This window comes from Pseudomonas sp. DR48, from assembly GCF_019823085.1.
Lineage (GTDB): Bacteria > Pseudomonadota > Gammaproteobacteria > Pseudomonadales > Pseudomonadaceae > Aquipseudomonas.
Genome location: NZ_CP081946.1, coordinates 6,657,716 through 6,674,957, shown reverse-complemented (window position 1 = coordinate 6,674,957; position 17,242 = coordinate 6,657,716). Strand labels below are relative to the sequence as shown.

General features: G+C 58.9%; 14 protein-coding genes. 2 read left to right on the top strand and 12 right to left on the bottom strand.

Annotated elements, in window-relative coordinates; all coding sequences use genetic code 11:
- Positions 1-91: 91 nt before the first annotated feature.
- From K5K95_RS30215 to K5K95_RS30160, 12 genes are all read right to left on the bottom strand, one after another.
- Positions 92-847 carry an ABC transporter ATP-binding protein gene (locus tag K5K95_RS30215; RefSeq protein ID WP_222587474.1) on the bottom strand — a complete coding sequence of 252 codons (756 nt, stop codon included), beginning with the start codon at positions 845-847 and terminating at the stop codon, positions 92-94.
- On the bottom strand, positions 841-1,902 hold the full coding sequence (locus tag K5K95_RS30210) for a FecCD family ABC transporter permease (RefSeq protein WP_222587473.1): 1,062 nt from the start codon (positions 1,900-1,902) through the stop codon (positions 841-843). Before K5K95_RS30210 ends, K5K95_RS30215 begins: the two co-directional genes overlap by 7 nt.
- Complete coding sequence (locus K5K95_RS30205) at positions 1,899-3,086, bottom strand: ABC transporter substrate-binding protein (RefSeq protein WP_222587472.1); 1,188 nt, start codon at positions 3,084-3,086, stop codon at positions 1,899-1,901. Before K5K95_RS30205 ends, K5K95_RS30210 begins: the two co-directional genes overlap by 4 nt.
- Before the next feature lie 62 nt (positions 3,087-3,148).
- Positions 3,149-5,563, bottom strand: coding sequence for a TonB-dependent receptor (locus tag K5K95_RS30200; protein ID WP_222587471.1), 2,415 nt, complete (start codon positions 5,561-5,563; stop codon positions 3,149-3,151).
- Between the two features lie 94 nt (positions 5,564-5,657).
- A complete protein-coding gene (locus K5K95_RS30195; RefSeq protein WP_222587470.1) occupies positions 5,658-6,635 on the bottom strand; it encodes a FecR domain-containing protein in 978 nt (325 codons plus the stop codon).
- The gene (locus K5K95_RS30190) at positions 6,636-7,151 is read right to left on the bottom strand and encodes a sigma-70 family RNA polymerase sigma factor (protein ID WP_222587469.1); all 516 of its coding nucleotides are present in this window, start codon (positions 7,149-7,151) and stop codon (positions 6,636-6,638) included.
- Positions 7,152-7,236: 85 nt separating this feature from the next.
- Positions 7,237-8,421, bottom strand: a complete 1,185-nt coding sequence (locus K5K95_RS30185) for an aminotransferase class V-fold PLP-dependent enzyme (protein ID WP_222587468.1) — start codon at positions 8,419-8,421, stop codon at positions 7,237-7,239.
- Between the two features lie 15 nt (positions 8,422-8,436).
- On the bottom strand, positions 8,437-9,681 hold the full coding sequence (locus K5K95_RS30180; protein ID WP_222587467.1) for an MFS transporter: 1,245 nt from the start codon (positions 9,679-9,681) through the stop codon (positions 8,437-8,439).
- Between the two features lie 16 nt (positions 9,682-9,697).
- On the bottom strand, positions 9,698-11,548 hold the full coding sequence (locus tag K5K95_RS30175; RefSeq protein ID WP_222587466.1) for an IucA/IucC family protein: 1,851 nt from the start codon (positions 11,546-11,548) through the stop codon (positions 9,698-9,700).
- A gap of 49 nt (positions 11,549-11,597) precedes the next feature.
- A complete protein-coding gene (locus K5K95_RS30170; RefSeq protein ID WP_222587465.1) occupies positions 11,598-12,746 on the bottom strand; it encodes an NAD/NADP-dependent octopine/nopaline dehydrogenase family protein in 1,149 nt (382 codons plus the stop codon).
- A 28-nt stretch (positions 12,747-12,774) separates the two neighbouring features.
- Positions 12,775-13,776, bottom strand: a complete 1,002-nt coding sequence (locus K5K95_RS30165) for a PLP-dependent cysteine synthase family protein (RefSeq protein WP_261398108.1) — start codon at positions 13,774-13,776, stop codon at positions 12,775-12,777.
- A gap of 56 nt (positions 13,777-13,832) precedes the next feature.
- Complete coding sequence (locus K5K95_RS30160; protein WP_222587463.1) at positions 13,833-15,227, bottom strand: Y4yA family PLP-dependent enzyme; 1,395 nt, start codon at positions 15,225-15,227, stop codon at positions 13,833-13,835.
- 610 nt (positions 15,228-15,837) lie between these two features.
- Here K5K95_RS30160 and K5K95_RS30155 point away from each other — a divergent pair.
- On the top strand, positions 15,838-16,728 hold the full coding sequence (locus K5K95_RS30155) for an HpcH/HpaI aldolase/citrate lyase family protein (protein ID WP_222587462.1): 891 nt from the start codon (positions 15,838-15,840) through the stop codon (positions 16,726-16,728).
- 25 nt (positions 16,729-16,753) lie between these two features.
- A complete protein-coding gene (locus K5K95_RS30150) occupies positions 16,754-17,155 on the top strand; it encodes a ParB N-terminal domain-containing protein (protein ID WP_222587461.1) in 402 nt (133 codons plus the stop codon).
- Positions 17,156-17,242 lie beyond the last annotated feature (87 nt).

The following is a 17,242-nucleotide window of genomic DNA, read 5'->3' as shown; positions in this document are numbered from 1 at the left end:
CCAATACTTTCCTAAAGGAATCGCGGCTTTGTCGAGTGTTTACACCTGGCCGTTTTCAGCCCTCAAGACCTGACCTTAACTGGCCAACGTATCAAACGATATCGTCGATGAGTATGTGATGCAGCCCGCGGCTGCACTGCTCGATGCGCGCCTCAACCTTGTATACGTTGCGCAGCATTTGTTTGGTAATGACCTCGTGGCTTGGACCGCTGCCTTGAGCGGTGCCGTCCGCGATAACCAGCACCTGATCGGCAAAGCGCAGTGCCTGGTTCAGGTCGTGGATGGCGATGAATACAATGACCTCGCGTTTGCGGGCCAGTTTGCGCATGAAGTCCAGCACCTGCACCTGCCGATACATATCGAGGGCGCTGGTGGGTTCGTCCATCAGCAGGATTTCCGGCTCGCGCACCAGCGTTTGTGCGATCGAGACCAATTGTTGCTGACCTCCGCTCAATTCGCCGAGGTTGCGGAACGATAGCCCCGTGATGCCCAGCGCCGCGAGAATCTCGTCGACCAGTTTCAATTCGTCGTCGTGTACGACCCAGCCCGGTGTCAGTTGTTTACGCGCCAGCAGCACTGATTCGTAGACCGTCAGCCGGGCGCTGGCATTCAAACCCTGAGGCATATAGCTGATGCCCTGTGTGCCTTTTTTTGAGTCTTGCAGGATGACCTGCCCGGGGCCATCGATCAGTCCGGCCATGCGTTTGAACAACGTCGACTTGCCTGCGGCATTGGGCCCGACCACCGCGACCACCTGACCACCGAAAAAAGCCGCAGTCGTGACACCGCGAATGATCTCGCGCTGGCCGTAGCGGGCACCGAGATTCTCCAATTGAAGCGTTACCATGAATTTTTCTTCCCGCCGAGAATCAAGGATATGAAGAACGGCACGCCGATCAACGAGGTGACGACCCCGATGGGGAATATCGCGCCCGGTATCAGGGTTTTGCTGACCACAGAGCTTGCCGACAGAATCAATGAGCCGGTCAGCAACGAGGCCGGCAAAAAGAACCGTTGGTCTTCACCAATCAGCATGCGGGCGATGTGCGGGCCAACCAGCCCGATGAATCCGATGGTGCCGACGAAGGCCACCGGAAACGAGGCGAGCAGGCTGACCATGATCAGCGTCTGAAATCGCAGGCTGCGCACGTTGATGCCGAAACTGGCAGCCTTGTCATCGCCCAGTCGCAAGGCCGTCAGGGCCCAGGCGCGTTTGGCGAAGATCGGCAGGGTGATGAGAATGACCAGGCAGATCACCCCGAGCTTCGGCCAGGTGGCCTTGGTCAGGCTGCCCATCGTCCAGAACACCACGGCGGCCACGGCCTGCTCGGTGGCGAAGAACTGCACCAGCGCCAGCAGCGCATTGAACGTGAACACCAGCGCAATGCCGAGCAGCACGATGGTTTCTGCGGTGACGCCGCGACGCATGCTCAAAAAGTGGATCAACAGCGCCGACAACATGGCCATGATGAACGCGTTCAACGGCACCATGAACTGCGCTGCCAGCGGAAACAATGCGACACCGAACGCCAGCCCCAGCGCCGCACCAAAACTGGCGGCGGCGGAAATGCCCAACGTAAACGGACTGGCCAACGGGTTGTTGAGGATCGTCTGCATCTGGGCGCCAGCCAGCGACAACGCCGCGCCGACGGCGACGGCCATCAGGGCCACCGGGAGGCGGATGTCCCACATCACCACACGCACTTGCGGTGAAGCGCTGTCCGGCGAGAACAGCGCGCCGAGGACTTCGCGCAAGCTGTAACTCGCGGGCCCCAGCGCCAGGTCGAGCAATACGCTGCACAACAGCAAGATCACCAGCCCGGCGAGAATCAGGCGTTTACGCAGCACCAGGCGACGATAGGTTTCGCGCTGGACGACCACGGCGTCGGTCAATGAACTCATGGTTTTACCTCAGGCTGGCGCAAGCTGACAAAGTAACCGGACTCATAAGGCACCGGCAGGAAGCGCTCATGCAGTTCGCGAAATGACGCGTCCGGATCCAGATCGGCAAACAGCGTTGGATGGAACCATTTTGCCAATTGCTGGATGGCCACGAACTGGTAGGGGCTGTTGTAGAACTGATGCCAGATGGCGTGAAAGGCTTGATCGTCCTGAGCCTTGATCCCGGCGTAGGCCGGACGCTGGGTGTACCAGGCAAGTTTTTTCCTGGCTTGCGCCATGTCCGCGCCTGGGCCGACGCCGACCCAATGACCGCCGGGGGCAAAGGCTTCCCAGTTGGCGGTGGTGACAACGACATGCGCCGGGTTGGAGACGATGACCTGCTCGGGGTTCAACTGGCCGAACGTGGTGGGAATGATGCGGCGGGCGATGTTGTTGCCGCCGGCCATATCGACGAACAGTCCGAAGTTCTCGTTGCCGAAACTCAGGCAGCAATCATCGGTGTAGCCTCCGATGCGCTCAATGAACACGCTGGGGCGGGGAGGGTGTTGTTTCTCGATGACGTCGGTGACGCGATGAATCTGCTGGTTGCGAAAATCGATGAAGGCTTCGGCGCGTTGTTCCTTGCCGAACAGTTGGCCGAACAGGCGCATGGTCGGTTCGGTGTTCTGGATCGGGTTATTGCGAAAGTCGACGTAAACCACCGGGATGCCCAAGGCGTCGAGCTTCTCGATGTAGCGCGCATCTTCGGTGGCATGCTGCGCTTCAATATTGAGGATGATCACGTCCGGGCGCTGGGAGATTGCCTGCTCGATATCGAAGGTGCCGTCTTCAAACCCGCCGAAGGTGGGGATTTTTGCGATGTCGGGGAATTTGCGCAGGTACGCGCCGTAGGTGTCCGGGTCTGACTGGATCAGATCCTTGCGCCAACCGACGATACGCTCGATGGGGTTTTGTGTGTCCAGCGCGGCAACCAGATATAACTGCCGGCCTTCACCGAGAATGACGCGCCTGACCGGCAAGTGCACCTTGACCTTGCGTCCCAGCAGATCGGTCACCTCGGTGAGCGCCGGATCCGCTTCAGCGGCGAGCACGCTGCGCGGTGCGAGGCAAAACACTGCCAGGCTCAGCAGTCCTGCCAGTAGTAGCGCAGCGAAAGCGTGGCTGCGTCGATCAAAAGTCACCATGGTCAAAGCCTTTGCAAAAGCCAGAACGGTCAACGGCTCACACCGTCGCCGGGCTGAACGTTTCAGAAATCGACAGTCGCCGACAGTAATAAGGTGCGCGGTGAGCCCTGGGAGAACGCGCCGTAAGAGGCCACGCCCGACCAGTATTCTTGGTCGAGCACGTTTTGCACGGTGGCGCGAAACGTGGTCGGTCGTTCATCGATGCGGGTGGTGTAACGTGCGCCGACATCGAAGCGCGTCCAGTCATCCAGTTGCTGGGTGTTGGCCTGGTTCACGTACTGGCTCCCGGTATGAATCGCACCACCGGTGAGCGTCAGGCCTTCGACCCACGAGGTATCCCATTCGGCCCAGAGGTTGGCCTGCACCTGCGGCACGCCGACCGGTTTGTTGCCACGGTTGGCGGCAACCCCGGTTTCGGTCAGTTGCGCATCGAGCAGGGTTACGCCACCGAGCAGGCGTGTGCCTGGAACGACTTCGCCGAACACATTGAGCTCCAGCCCGCGGTTGCGCTGTTCGCCCTGCACCGAAAACACACCGGATACCAGCTCGCCACTGGGTTTCTTGATTTGAAACAGGGCAAGTGTCGAGGTGAACGTGCCGTAGTCGACCTTGACCCCGATTTCCTGTTGTCGGGAGACATAAGGGGCAAAGATCTCGCCGGCGTTCGACGCGGCGGAGGGGGCAACGTCACCTTTGCTGAGGCCTTCGACATAGTTGTAATAGAACGAAACGTGGTCCCAGGGTTTGACCACCACACCGAACAGCGGCGTGGTTTTTCCGTCGTCGTAAGAGGTGGTGACCGTGCCGACCGCGTTGTAGTTGTCGGAATCGATGTTCTGCTTGCGCAGGCCGAGCGTTACCTGAACGCGCTCATCCAGCACTGACAGCGTGTCGGCGAGGGCCACGCTAGTCAGCTCGCTCTCGGACACCTTGGGCGTGTCCGGCTTGGGGATGGCAGGTTCCGGGCGATCCACCGGGTGATAGATATTCGACAGGATGGGGGGGCCGGAAATGATCCCCCGCGACAGTACATCCCGATAACGGCTGACCTGCAGGGCGGCCCGGTGACTGATCGGCCCGGTGTCGAAGTGCAGGCGCGCACCGGCGTCGACGGTGTACCGCTCGACTTCGAATTTGTAATAGCCGGGAACGGAAGAGGTGTCGCCGGCCGCATTGATGATGGTCGGGGTCTGGTCGGACATGCGCGCGACGTCCGATTTGCCGCCGCCGGCGTGGGCGAACACGGTCAACGCGTCGCTGAGGTCGTATTCGCCGCTGAGCAGGGCCGATTTGTCTCGGGTTTCGGACCAGCCCCATGCCTGGCTCACATTGGTACGGCCATTGGCGGCAGAGGGAATGTCCACGCCCGGGGCGATCAGAAACGGCCTCGAGGCGGCATCGAAGTGTTCTTTCTGGTTGAGCCAGTCGAGGGTGGTTCGCAGGCGTTCACCCTGGTAGTCGAGGGATATGGCGCCGATATCGACGTGACGGGATTGATCGTCAATCGCTGTGTCGCCCTGCTGGGTACTGCCGTTGATGCGCACGCCGAACCGGCGTTCCTCACCAAAGCGTCGGCTGACATCGAGGTGGCCACCGACCTGCGAATCCATGGCGTAACTGGCGGTGAAACGGGTCAGGTCCTCATCGAGGGAGCGCTTGGGCACGACGTTGATGACACCGCCAACCGCGTTGTTGGGCGACATGCCGTAAAGCAGGGCGCCGGGGCCTTTGACCAGCTCGATGCGCTCGGCGTATTCGGTAAATACCCGGTAGTTGGGCGCCACGCCGTACACGCCGTCAAATGCCAGTTCGCCGAGGTTGCCTTCACCAACCGGAAAACCGCGGATAAAAAACGAGTCGACAATGCCTCCCGTCTGCCCCGTGGAGCGCACCGATGAGTCGCGCTCCAGCACATCGCCGACGGTGACGGCCTGCTGATCCTTGATCAGCGTCGAGGTGTAGGAGCTGATACTGAAAGGCGCGTCCATCACATCGGTGTTGCCCAGGATGCCCAGGCGCCCGCCATTGGCGACCTGCCCGCCGGAATACACGGATGGCAGGGTATCGGTGCGTTTGTCGGTGCCGATGACGGCCGTTTCATCCAGCGTAACCCGGCGTGGCACCAGTGTGTAGCTACCGTCGCGGCGCACAGCCATGTCCAGGCCACTGCCCTCCAACAAGCGAGAGACCGCCTCCTGAGTGGAGTAGTTGCCGACCAGTCCGGGACTGATCAGGCCTTCGGTCAACGATGGCTGGAACGACAGCGCGATGCCGGCGTCCACGGCAACGCTCGACAGGGTCGCACCAAGGGGGCCGGAAGGAATGTCATAGGCACGGACCGCGACAGCGTCCAGTTGCTCAGGCACGACGGCCAAGGCAAACGGGCAAATGGCACCGATCAGGACAAGGCTTAGCAACGCACTGCGAAAAACTGGGCTGAACTGACGATCCGGGCGCAGGAGGCGTGCAGCGAACATGAATGGATGAACCTATAAACAGGACGAAAAAGTTCTTCTTCCCCATAGCCAGTCGAGATCAAAAAAAGTATCACCTGTGCGCACTTTTTTTGGCTCAGGCCGGCGAGAGCATGACCCAGAAGCCATTCAAGTGGCCGCTGACAAGAATCGGGTAGGTCTGCGCTAACATGTTCAACGTGCGCTGGGTGTCGCTGATCGGATAGGCACCGGAAATGCGCAGGTCGGCAATCGCCGGATCGAGACGCACGAAGCCGTGGCGATAGCGGGTCAGTTCGGCGACGAAGTCCGCCAGGCGCATCTTGTCGGCCATCAACATGCCTTGGGCCCAGGCGCCGATGTAACGATCGGTGGCGGTGACCTGGCCAAAGGTGCCGGACGAAAAGTCGGTGCGTTGGCCGGCATTGATGATCAATGGCGATCCCTGGCGATTGTCGGCGAGGTCGACCTGCACCGCGCCTTCCAGCACCGCAAGGTGAGTGCGTGACTGCAGTTCTCGAACGGTGAACCGTGTGCCCAGTGCCTGCATTCGGCTCTGGCGGGTGCTGACCAGGAAAGGCCGCGCCAGCGGGGAAATATCCGGTGCGGTCTGCACCAGTATTTCGCCTTCACGCAGACGGATGAGCCTTTGGTGGGCATCGAACAGCACGTCGATGGCGGTATCGGTGTTCAGGGTGATGTGCGAGCCGTCAGCCAGGGTCAACTCGCGTCTCTGGCCGACAGCGGTGTGATAGTCCGCCGACCATTGCAGCGATTGCGCCAGCTTCCAGCCGCCCAAACCGGCCGGCAGGATCGCCAGAATCATCGCCAGTTTGCCCAGCGCTGCGCGACGCTGCGGGCTGCTTGGGCGATCCAGTGCCGACATCGCCAGTGACGGTGGCAGGCCGCCAAATTTGCTCTGCAATAACTGCGCGCGTCCCCAGGCACGACCACGCTCGGGCGTGCTGACTTTCCAGCATTCCCATTCGGCACGTTCAGCGTCACTGAGTTCGCGCTCGCTGAGGCGCATCAGCCAGTCTGCGGCTTCTTCAAGGGCCTGGTGATCGGGATGAGGTGCTTGGCGGCGACTAAGCATTTACTCCACCAGCAACAGGCATTGCACGAAGGCTTGCTTCATGTAGCGTTTGACGGTGATCAGTGACACGCCCAGTTGCTCGGCGATGTCATCATATTTCAGGCCGCTGATCTGCGAGAGCAGGAACGCACGTTTGACCAGGGGCGGCAGGGCGTCGAGCATCGCATCGATTTCGTGCAGGGTCTCCAGCACCATGAAACGCAATTCCGGCGAAGGCACTTCGGGAGCGGGCACATGAGCGAGGGCATCCAGATAGGCACGTTCCAGTGCCTTGCGCTGGTACCAGTTGATCAGGATGCCCTTGGCCACGCAGCTCAGGTACGCGCGAGGTTGTTCGATGACTGTGACCCGGGAGGCGAGGATCCGAGTGAAGGTGTCCTGTGCCAGATCCGCCGCATCCATGGCGTTACCCAGTTTTTTTCTCAGCGTCGCATACAGCCAGCCGTGATGGCCGCTGTACAGGGCTTCGATCGCACGCAGGTGATCGTCGTTGTTCGCGGAAAGGGTTTCGCTCATGGCTGCAGACTTTCATGCAATTGAGAAGTATTCCCAATGCTAGATTACAAAGCGGCTGTGACGCAAGCAGCGATTGGTATCCCTTTCAGGCGCGTGGCAGGCGGATCAGTGCTTCGATCATCGTGTCGATTTCAGCCTCGGTGTTGTAGGCATGGAGTGAGGCGCGGCTGACCTCCGCCAAGTCCCTGTGCTGCATGTCGAGCAGGGTCGAGCGCGACGTTGAGGTGGAGACATTGATGCGTTTTTCCTGGGCAGCCAGCCATTGCTGGACCTGCGCGGCACTGCTGTTCTGGTGGGTGAAGGTCACGATGCCTGATTTGATGGCGCCCGGATCCCGCGGTGTCATGCCCGGAATGTTCGCCAGTCGATCACGCAAGTGACTGGCCAGTTGTTGAATCCGTTGCCACATCGGCTCGATGCCTTGAGCCAGCGCGTACTCCACCGCCGCACCGAGGCCCAGCTTGGCGGCGACGTTGCACTCCCAGTTCTCGAAGCGTCGTGCGTCGGCGCGAATGTTAAACGTGTCGGATGTCAGCAAGGACGCCGCATGCAGGTCGAGAAAGGCCGGCTCCAGGTTCTGGCACAGAGAGCTTTCAACATACAAAAATCCCATCCCCCTCGGCCCACGCAAATATTTGCGGCTGGTGGCGGCGAGCATGTGACAGCCGATTTTCTGCACATCGATGGGCATTTGCCCGACACCTTGGCAGGCATCGAGCAAAAACAGCACGCCGGCGGCCCGAGCGAGCGCGCCGATCTGCTCGATGGGTTGGACCGGCCCGCCATTGGTGGCGATCACGGGCAGGGAGATCAATGCCACGCGGTCATCGTCGAGCATGTCTTTCAGCCCCGGCAGCGACACCTGGCCTTGCTCATCATTGGGGATGATGCGGATTTCAATGCCGCGTTGCTTTTTCAATTGCAGGTAGGGGATGTAGTTGCCCGCGTACTCGGTGGTTGAGGTCAGCACCACATCACCGTGTTGCAAGGGCAATGAATAGAACGCCATGTCCCAGGCGCGGGTCGCGTTTTCGATCACCGCGATTTCATCAGGCCGGGCGTTGATCAGGCGGCCGATGGCGCCATAGACATTCTCCAGTTCGGCCGACTGTTGCCCGGCCGCTTCATAACCGCCGAGGTTCGCCTCAAGCTGAATGTGGCGGATCATGGCCTCGATCACCGGCCCGGGCATCAGTGCCGCGCCGGCGTTGTTGAAGTGGATCAGGTTCGCGACACCCGGTGTATCGGCGCGCAGTTGTTCAATGTTCAAAGCAAGACTCCTTGATCAATCCTGGGGCGGGGCATGACTCGGGAGCATCTGTGCAGGCCAGTAACGCAACGCGACAATCGGGATCAGTGCCAACACGTAGGCCAGGCAGACAAACAGGTAGGTGTATTGCAAGCCATAGACCTGGCTGAGCAAACCACCGGCCGAGATCCCCGCAATCGAAGCGAATTGTGCGGTGCCCTGGGCAATTCCCAGCACGTGACCCTGTTGCGAGCTATCGGCGGTTTTCGAGATCAGCGCCATGAGCACTGGCGTGGTCGCCCCCAGCAGCACACCCCAGATGAAGTAGGCGATGACAAACACCACGGGGTTGTGCGTGACGCCTGCTATTGCGGTCAGGGCGATGCAGCCGATGACGACGTAGGTCATGCGGTGCAAGGTTTCCTGTTGAGTGCGGTGTTCGAAGTAACGCGACCAGGCCGTTGCCGAAAGAATGAAACCCAGCGCCAACAAGCCATAGCACAGGCCGACCACCGAGTTACTGACCTCGAAGACCGAGCTGACGTAGAGCGAGAAGGAGGTCTGCGGCAGCATGCGCGCCAGCAGCAGAATGCCCATCACGCCCAGCAACGACAGTAACGGTGAGCCTTGCCAAACGCTGCCCGAACGGCTGGCCGATGTCGCTTTGTCCGCGACCGGCGTTTTCTTCACCGGCGGTACATCGGGCAAGGTAACGGCCGCGATGACGGTGCAGACGGCGCACAGTGCCGAGGCAATGATGTTGATCCAGAAGAACGTCGCGTAATCGAGGATCAGCCCGCCGACGACAGCGCCGAGCAACGAGCCGACGTTGGTGGAAATCTGCAGGATGGCGAACAGGCGTGCGCGCCGCGAAGGGGCTTCGATGCTGACTCCATAAGCTTGGGCCGGCGCGATGTATCCGGCGAAAGCGCCTTGCAGAAAACGCAGGATCAGAATGACCCAGATGTCGCTGAAGAGTGCCAGCCCAAGCTGGGTCAACGACAAACCGGCGAGGGCGCGGATCATCATCAACTTGTGGCCGTAGCGATCACCGATACGGCCCCAGAATGCACTGGTCAGAATAATGCCCAGCATCGGCCCGACGTATACGGCGATGCTGGCGAAGCTGAAAACCGATTCCGAGGAGGTCAGCCCACGCAGGTGGACGGGCCAGAAGGGCCCACTCATTTCCATCGCGCCCATGGACACAAGCTGGATCGCAAATAGAAGATAAATCAGGATTCTTACTTTAGAACCCTGGATGGCACCTGCATGGGACATGAGTCAGCCTCGGTGGTTAAACGCTAGCGAGCGGGTTGGTCAGGGTGTGTTGCAAACGATAGTTGGAGTACTGCATCAAGTGCATGCGCAACAACGATCGGGTTGGCCATGGATCTTCCACAAACGCCTGATGTTCGACTTCCCACAGGTCTGGCGAGACACGGTCGCGTACCGCCGCGAATGCAAGATCGGTTTCCTCGCGCAGTACCTCCCACAACCGCGTGTTGTTCAAACCGTATTCCTTGGTCAGCCACAGGGCCATTTCGTGCAGGTGCGTCAGGAACGCGGCGTCCAGCACGAACATGCGCACCGGTTCGATATCGCCTGAGAATACCGTCGGCAAAATACCCGGCTGTACATGTGGCAGCAGGGTGTAGCCACGGGCTTCCAGCAGCGGAGCGTAAGTCCTGCCATCGCCGAAATCGCGGATCAGCAGACTACGTGCTTTGCCATCGGGGGAGAACAGCACCATGGTGTTTTGCTGATGCGCTTCGAGCCCGATGCCATACAGCAAATAGATCGCCACCACTGGGTGGGTGACCACTTTGGCGTACTCGCGGAACCAGTCTTCAACCTGGTCAGCATTGGCCCGCACGCCATCACGTTCGATCAGATCGGTAAATAACGGCCGGCCACTGCCGGGCAACCTGGTGAACAGTGATGCCACGGTAATCGGCAGGCAATTGTCGCTGCGCTCGAACGCTTGTTGACTGGCGCGATAGACCACAGAGAGATGGCGCCCGGGATTATCGTCCTGGGTGACCGCATTTTTATAACGCACGCCGATTTCTTCCGGGAAGATTTCCAGGCGTTGCCCGAAGCCATTTTCGGCCTGCAAAATCCGGGTGATCACCGCGCTGATGCGCGGCCCCATGTGAATCGACTTGGCTTGCAGGCTGCGCAGTTCGCTGGTCATCCACACGGCGATCGGCAATTTGATCAACGGTGCGCATTCGTCCAGCACCGGCATCATGGTGCGGTAGGACATGGTCGGCAGGGTTTGAATGTCAGGGCCGTCGGTGATCAGGATGCCTTCTTCGATTTCCGCAGCAAACGTCTTGAGCACATAGGCCTGCAAATGCCAGGCGTGAATCGGTAGCGGCAGCCACTGGGTTTCATCCAGCCCTTTGCTGTTGAGCGAGGCTTTCCATTGTTCCCAGTGCGCCGGGAAGTTGCTGGCGAACCACTCGCGGTATCCGGTCACGTGCGGCATGCTTTCGCTTTTCGAATGCTCGGCACGCAAGGAGGCGATGCGCAGCGGTACCTGAGCGTTGAACTCGGGTGACAGTTGCTCGACCTCGGCATCGGTGAGGCCCGGACGGGATTTCCACGTCGGGTAATACGGATGGCCTTCCAGCGAACCCCACTGATCCAGCAGGATGGCGGCGTCTTTGGTCGTGGCATGCTGGCGCAGGTAGTCGGTGAAGCTGTTGAGGCCCTGATCCCTGGCCGCCTGCTCCAGTCGCGCGTTCCATTGCTGGCGATGCTGACGGGCGTGGGCATCGTTGGTCAGGCTGTTTTCCATGTCGGCCTTGAGCCCGGCCACGCCTTCGTCGGTCGGCTTGAAGTCGAAGCTGTCACGCAACACATCCAACATATCCTGATGGCTGGTGATCACCTGGCGTACGCCTTCGTCGGTCAACAGCACCACTTCACCGTCATTGACCACGGTATCGGCCGGGCCTTTGGCGATGTCGGAGAAAAACAGGTGGGCGCGGGCATCCTTCAGCGGGTAGGTGGCCTGGTTCCCCTCGACGGAAAAGTTCAGGGCCGAACGATCGAGGATGTTTTCCGCAAAGAGGCAACGGATCAAGCGTCGCATGGCGTTTTTGCGGGAGTAGGCGATCAGTGTCTTGAAATCATCCATATCTGCTGTCTGCTCGTCGAAAATTAAAGAAAGAGATCAAGCCCACGGCTCATGCCGTGCGTGGCCAGTGGCTTGGGAAATAGTCGAGCGCCGAATCGCGCAGGCCTTGCATGTAGGCAACGCTCCACTGCAAGACTTCCTCGATGTAGGGCACCTTCAGTTCAAAGCGTTTGGCCATTTCCACCAGCAACACCAGGCCATAGGCAACGTCTTCGTTGAAGGCGCGGCTCTCGCGTTCAATTACGTAGCCGGCGCGGTTGCCGTCGGCTGGCACCATGGGGGCAAGGATGTCGTTGTAGGCCTGATTGGTGCGCAGAATCGAAAGCATGCTGCTCTGGTCGCGGATCTGTTCGCCGTAGGCCTCGACAATTTCCTGTTTCAAGGATTTGACCGATGACAGGTCGATGCCCATGCGCTGGCTGATGACGGCGCACAGATCCTGGCTTTCCTGATCCATGCGTTCGAGGAAGTAGGCACCCAGTTCCGGGCACTCGGTCCACCAGCACATGCGTTGCGGGAAAATTTTGCGATGCCATTGGCCAAAGGGGCCGATCAGCCCGTAGATCACCGAGCTGTGCATGATCGGGTTGCCCGGCGTCAGGGTTATTTCCAGGTAATTGTCGAGCATCGTCACGCACGGGCCGTACAACACGGTGAGGATTTCCTCGAGCCGCTGACGGGACTCTTGCGATTCCCGAGCGTGCGTCGCCACGTACAACCGGCTTTTGCCACCGCCCATTTTGATTGATCGTCCGGGGGTCAGCTCGAAGGCGGTATGTGGGACGTCCTTCATCCCCCAGATCACCAGATTGGGGCGATCGGCCAGCGTGGCCTCTGCCAGCCAGTCGAAACCGCAAAACCCCGGAATCGCGCCGACGTACACCGGTTTGCTTGAACTCAGGTGTGGTGCGATCGCTTGCAAGGTTTGCGGCCGGGCATGGGCGGGCACGGTGATGATGACGATGTCGGCGTCCTCAACGGCAGTCCTGGCATCGGTGGTTACCCGATCCAGCCGGGCGTCCAGTGTCGAACCATCCGGCAACATGGCCTGCATTGGCGTGTGACGAGCGTGCTGTTCAATGATCTCCAGATTGCTGGTGAGCATCGAAACCTGAACATTGGGCAGCTGCTTGAACAGGATGGCGTTGAGATGGCCAGTCCTGCCGCCACCACAGATGGCGACTTTCAACAGATTCATCGAGAGACGTTCCTGAGTGATGGGTGGGTCATGCGACGCTTAATTGCAGCGGCGCGGAAACGGAGTCCAGCCATTGGGTCTTGCCCAGCCAGGCATCCAGTTGCGGTGCGACGTTCGGGTCCAGCAAATCACGTTCTTGCAGCCATTGATCGTCGAACACCGTGTGCAGGTATTTTTCGCCGCCATCGGCGATCGGCACGACCACGTTGCCGGTCAGCACGCCTTTGTGGATCAGCTCCAATGCCTTGAAAATCGCCCCGCCGGTCGAGCCACCCACCAACAGCGCCAGGTTTCGGGCGATGTAGCGGGCGGTTTCGAAGGCTTGGGAGTCGGTGACTTGCACGCCCAGGTCGATGCAGCTGTAGTCGAGCACCAGACCGACCGTGTCACCGGCCGGGGTGCCGGTACCGGACTGATAGTAGGGATAGCCGGGATGGCCGAAGACAATGGAACCGGCCGGTTCCACCGCAACGGTCACGGTGTCGGGATTGTGCAGTTTCAAACCACGGGCGATGCCGGTCATCGAACCGCCGGTACCGACGCAACCGACGTAGGCACCGATAGAGCCTTGCACCTGAGCAATCGTTTCGCGGACGAAATCGCTGTAGCCACCGGCATTGGCGGCGTTGTCGGATTGATTCATGAACACGGCACCGGGAATGTCGGTGGCGAGTTCAGCCGCCAGCCGTTGGCGCTCGACCACCGCCACTTCGTCTTCGCGATAGGTGCCTTTAACGAATCGAATGTCGGCGCCCAGCGCCTTCATCACGGCGATCTTGTCCTGAGCCGCGTGATGATCGACCACGGCGATAAACTGCAGGCCGAATTCGACGGCGGCCATGGCCAGGCCAATGCCTGTGTTGCCGGACGACGACTCGACGATGACGCCGCCCGGTTTCAGCCGCCCGGACTTGAGCGCGGCCAGCACCATGTTCCGTGCCATGCGGTCTTTTATGCTGCCGCCGGGGTTGTTCTTTTCAATCTTGAGTAACAGCCTGGCGTTGGTATCCGGAACATCAATACCCAACATTGGTGTATTGCCAATAAGATCAGAAACTTTATTCAATATCATTTCAATTATTCCCTTTAGTAGTCAGGTGAAAATGCATAGTTACCTTCCGTACAACAGGTCGCCATCAAGCGCCGGGGCAGGGGATGGCGATGAAACTCGTTTTCCAGCAAGTCCATTTGATAACCGGCGGTATTAACGTAAATCAACAAGTCGCCTGCTTGCGGGGCAGTGCCAAAGTTGATCAGGCGATGGGTAATGACGTCATCGTCCAGACAGCTATGTCCAGCGATATACGCTTGCGTCGGGGTGTGCGGTAGTTCGTTTGTGCTGATGAGTATCGGGTCAACGAGGTACTCGGATGAAAACCAGGTTTCACAGGCGCTGAAACTACTGCCTTCAACAAAGATGACGATTTTGTTGTCGGCCAGTTTCTTTGTTCGTGTGACGCGAAACAAGGAAATAGCCGCCTGGTCCACCAGACTTCGGCCGGGCTCCAGTGCCAACGTTATTTTTTGCATGTTCAAATAATTGGCAATGGACAGCCCGGGCGAGTGGTCGGCCTGGAGGAATAATGTCAACCATTGGGGCGCGTTCAGTTCACTGCCGTAGGGATAATAAGAGTCGGGCACTACATGGTTGTAATAATGGTCGGGCTTATTGTCGTTCTGTAAAAACCGACTATAGGCCTGAGGCTCGACATAGCGAATCGGCAGGCCGCCGCCGATGTCGATCATCTGCGGATTCAGCCCCATTTCACGGGCGGCCTCGACAAACCCCGTGACTTCACGGAAGGCTTGCGCACGGGATTCGAATCCATAACCACCCAAGTGGAAATGGAACCCTTCGAAGTGAAAATTCTCAGGTTGTCGGGTCAGCCGTTGAAGGCATTCAAGCATGTCCTCAAAGCCCATTCCAAATCGGCTCTTTGGACAGCTCGTTGGCCTGTAACGCAGTAAAACCCGTGCTTTGGCGGGGGCTGGAAAAGATTCAATCACTGTTTTCAGGTGATCGAATTCCTCCAGCGAGTCCACACAAATCAGAGAGCCTGCGCTGATCAGTGCTTGATGAAACACGGCAGTTTTGGCCGGGCCGGTCGCACAGATTTTTGCCGCTGGCGTACCAGCTCGCAGTGCTGCCTGCAGCTCATGAATGCTCGAGACATCGACGCCAATGCCCGAATTTGCCGCAGCGCTGAGCATGCTCTGAGACTTGTTGGCCTTGGCGCCATAGAAGATGGCGTGACAGACATTGTGCTGATTCAACACCGTTTGCAGCGCCTTCGTATTCAACTCGAAAGCATGTGGCCAGACCAGATTTAACGGTGAGCCATGTTGTTTGACCAGATCTGAAAGTGTGCTCGGAAAATGGTTGATAAGTGTGGCAATAACAAGGTCGATAAGCGGTTTTAGCGTCTCTGGATGATGAACTTCAATTCGCTGTTCAGCGGGCTGTACATTAATTGCAGGCATAGTTAACCCTCTGGCTTGAAATAGAACTTAGCCATTGATATTCGACAACCAGAAGTTATCGACGGAAACCGTATTTTCGCTCGTCAGATACGAGCTTTTAAATGGGGCGGAGGCGGATGCCACGCCAAACCTGAAGACGAATTTGTAGCGCGGGTCGCAATAAATGGTTCACAAAACAATTGCATGAGAAACCCCATTCCATAAGGTTTGTACGGATGTTCTGATTGGCCACTAGTTGATGGCCAACCGGTGTGAATGATCAGTAACTGACATTCATGTGCCATGACTGGCATGTACTTCCCATTGCTAGTGATGACGTGCTTTGAAGCGAGGCTAGTTCCGCTTGGCGACGTGAACAATATTGCTAACGCGAATGATTATCAAGTAATGTCTTCAAATATTTTTGAATAAGAACCTGCGCAGGGCGAATGAATGGGCGCGTATTTACACGCTCAAGTACGCGTTCGCCTTATTTAAAAACCCCCCGTAATACCTTGATGAACAAGGCGTTGCGGGGAGGTGCGAGCAGCCACAGGCAGGCGCGGAAATCCGCCGCTGACAGGGCCTGGTTTTTTCAGATTCACAACGATTCACGCCAAGGAGTAACGCCATGACATCCGATCTACTCAGCAGCAAAACCCCAACCGCGATCAGCTACCTGTTCGTGCCGGGCAACCGTCCCGAACGTTTTTCCAAAGCCGTCGAAGCGGGGCCGGACGCTATCATTCTCGACCTCGAGGACGCCGTTCATCCGGACAGCAAGGCCGCTGCCCGGGCAGCCATCTGGGCATGGCAGGAGAGTACGCCGAGCGTTTCCTGCGAGCGTTACATCCGCCTGAACAGCGTCAGCAGCACGCTTTTCCGCCAGGACCTGACCTGGCTGAACGACATGCGCTATCCCGAGCGTTGCGACGGAATTTTCCTGCCCAAGGCGGAATGCCCCGAGGCCCTTACCCAGGTCGTCGAACGTTTGCTGAAGTGGCAACCGGAACTCAAGATCATCGCGATCATCGAGACGGCCAAAGGTCTGCAACAGGTGGAAGCGATCGCCGCGATTCCAGGGGTGACGCGACTGGCGTTTGGCTCACTGGATTTCTCCCTCGATATCAACTGCAGCCAGATTCCCGAAGCGTTTCTCTTCGCCCGAAACCGCATCGTGCTGGCTTCGCGTACAGCCGATTTGCCGTCGCCGATTGACGGCGTCACGCCGGCGATCAGCGATTTGGCGGTGGTCGCCAAGGACTCCCATTACGCGCGTGCGTTGGGGTTCGGTGCCAAGCTGTGCATCCATCCCTCGCAACTGCTCACGGTGCAGCGCGCCTTCCTGCCGGATTCGCGGCAATTGGCGTGGGCCGATCGGGTGATGAGCGCCGTGGCCACCGGCAGTCATGCGGTGCAAGTGGATGGCGAGATGGTTGATCTGCCGCTGATCGAACACGCCCAGCGTCTGCTCGATGTGGCCCGCCAATACGCGCCGATTGCCAACGCAGACGCTTGCTGAAGCCCGGCGAATCAGGAGATCAACCATGGAACACGGTTATCAGATTGCATTGCGGCCGCTGTGTGACGTGCTGCAGTCCGAGCAGGTCGATCCTGCCAACGTGACGTTGCTGCGGGAGTCGATTGTGCGGGCCGGCCATTGGCTGGAACCGATCATCGTCGAGCGCTCGCTGGGCATCGTGATGGACGGCAATCACCGGTTCAACGCGGCGTTGCAATTGGGGTTGAAGAGGGTGCCTTGCATCCAGCTCGACTACACCGATCCGAGGGTGTGCGTGCGGCACTGGCAGTCCGGCCAGGCGTTTGAAGTGGCGCGGATTTTCACCACGATCGCCCGGGGTGAGATCTTTCCGTACAAGACCACTCGGCACGCGTTTGACCCCGCGTTGCCGGTGATCGCAATACCGCTGGAGCGCCTGTATGCCTAGCGATGGAGGCACAGCAGCAAAAAAACTCTACTGAGAGTGATACTTTTTCGCATATCGACTGGCAATAGGAGTGATTACCATTTTCCC

What these genes read in the sequence shown, in the direction of transcription:
- K5K95_RS30215 (WP_222587474.1), bottom strand. Translation starts at nt 847, where the DNA reads ATGGTAACGCTTCAATTGGAGAATCTCGGTGCCCGCTACGGCCAGCGC.
- K5K95_RS30210 (WP_222587473.1), bottom strand. Translation starts at nt 1,902, where the DNA reads ATGAGTTCATTGACCGACGCCGTGGTCGTCCAGCGCGAAACCTATCGT.
- K5K95_RS30205 (WP_222587472.1), bottom strand. Translation starts at nt 3,086, where the DNA reads ATGGTGACTTTTGATCGACGCAGCCACGCTTTCGCTGCGCTACTACTG.
- K5K95_RS30200 (WP_222587471.1), bottom strand. Translation starts at nt 5,563, where the DNA reads ATGTTCGCTGCACGCCTCCTGCGCCCGGATCGTCAGTTCAGCCCAGTT.
- K5K95_RS30195 (WP_222587470.1), bottom strand. Translation starts at nt 6,635, where the DNA reads ATGCTTAGTCGCCGCCAAGCACCTCATCCCGATCACCAGGCCCTTGAA.
- K5K95_RS30190 (WP_222587469.1), bottom strand. Translation starts at nt 7,151, where the DNA reads ATGAGCGAAACCCTTTCCGCGAACAACGACGATCACCTGCGTGCGATC.
- K5K95_RS30180 (WP_222587467.1), bottom strand. Translation starts at nt 9,681, where the DNA reads ATGTCCCATGCAGGTGCCATCCAGGGTTCTAAAGTAAGAATCCTGATT.
- K5K95_RS30175 (WP_222587466.1), bottom strand. Translation starts at nt 11,548, where the DNA reads ATGGATGATTTCAAGACACTGATCGCCTACTCCCGCAAAAACGCCATG.
- K5K95_RS30170 (WP_222587465.1), bottom strand. Translation starts at nt 12,746, where the DNA reads ATGAATCTGTTGAAAGTCGCCATCTGTGGTGGCGGCAGGACTGGCCAT.
- K5K95_RS30165 (WP_261398108.1), bottom strand. Translation starts at nt 13,776, where the DNA reads ATGTTGGGTATTGATGTTCCGGATACCAACGCCAGGCTGTTACTCAAG.
- K5K95_RS30160 (WP_222587463.1), bottom strand. Translation starts at nt 15,227, where the DNA reads ATGCCTGCAATTAATGTACAGCCCGCTGAACAGCGAATTGAAGTTCAT.
- K5K95_RS30155 (WP_222587462.1), top strand. Translation starts at nt 15,838, where the DNA reads ATGACATCCGATCTACTCAGCAGCAAAACCCCAACCGCGATCAGCTAC.
- K5K95_RS30150 (WP_222587461.1), top strand. Translation starts at nt 16,754, where the DNA reads ATGGAACACGGTTATCAGATTGCATTGCGGCCGCTGTGTGACGTGCTG.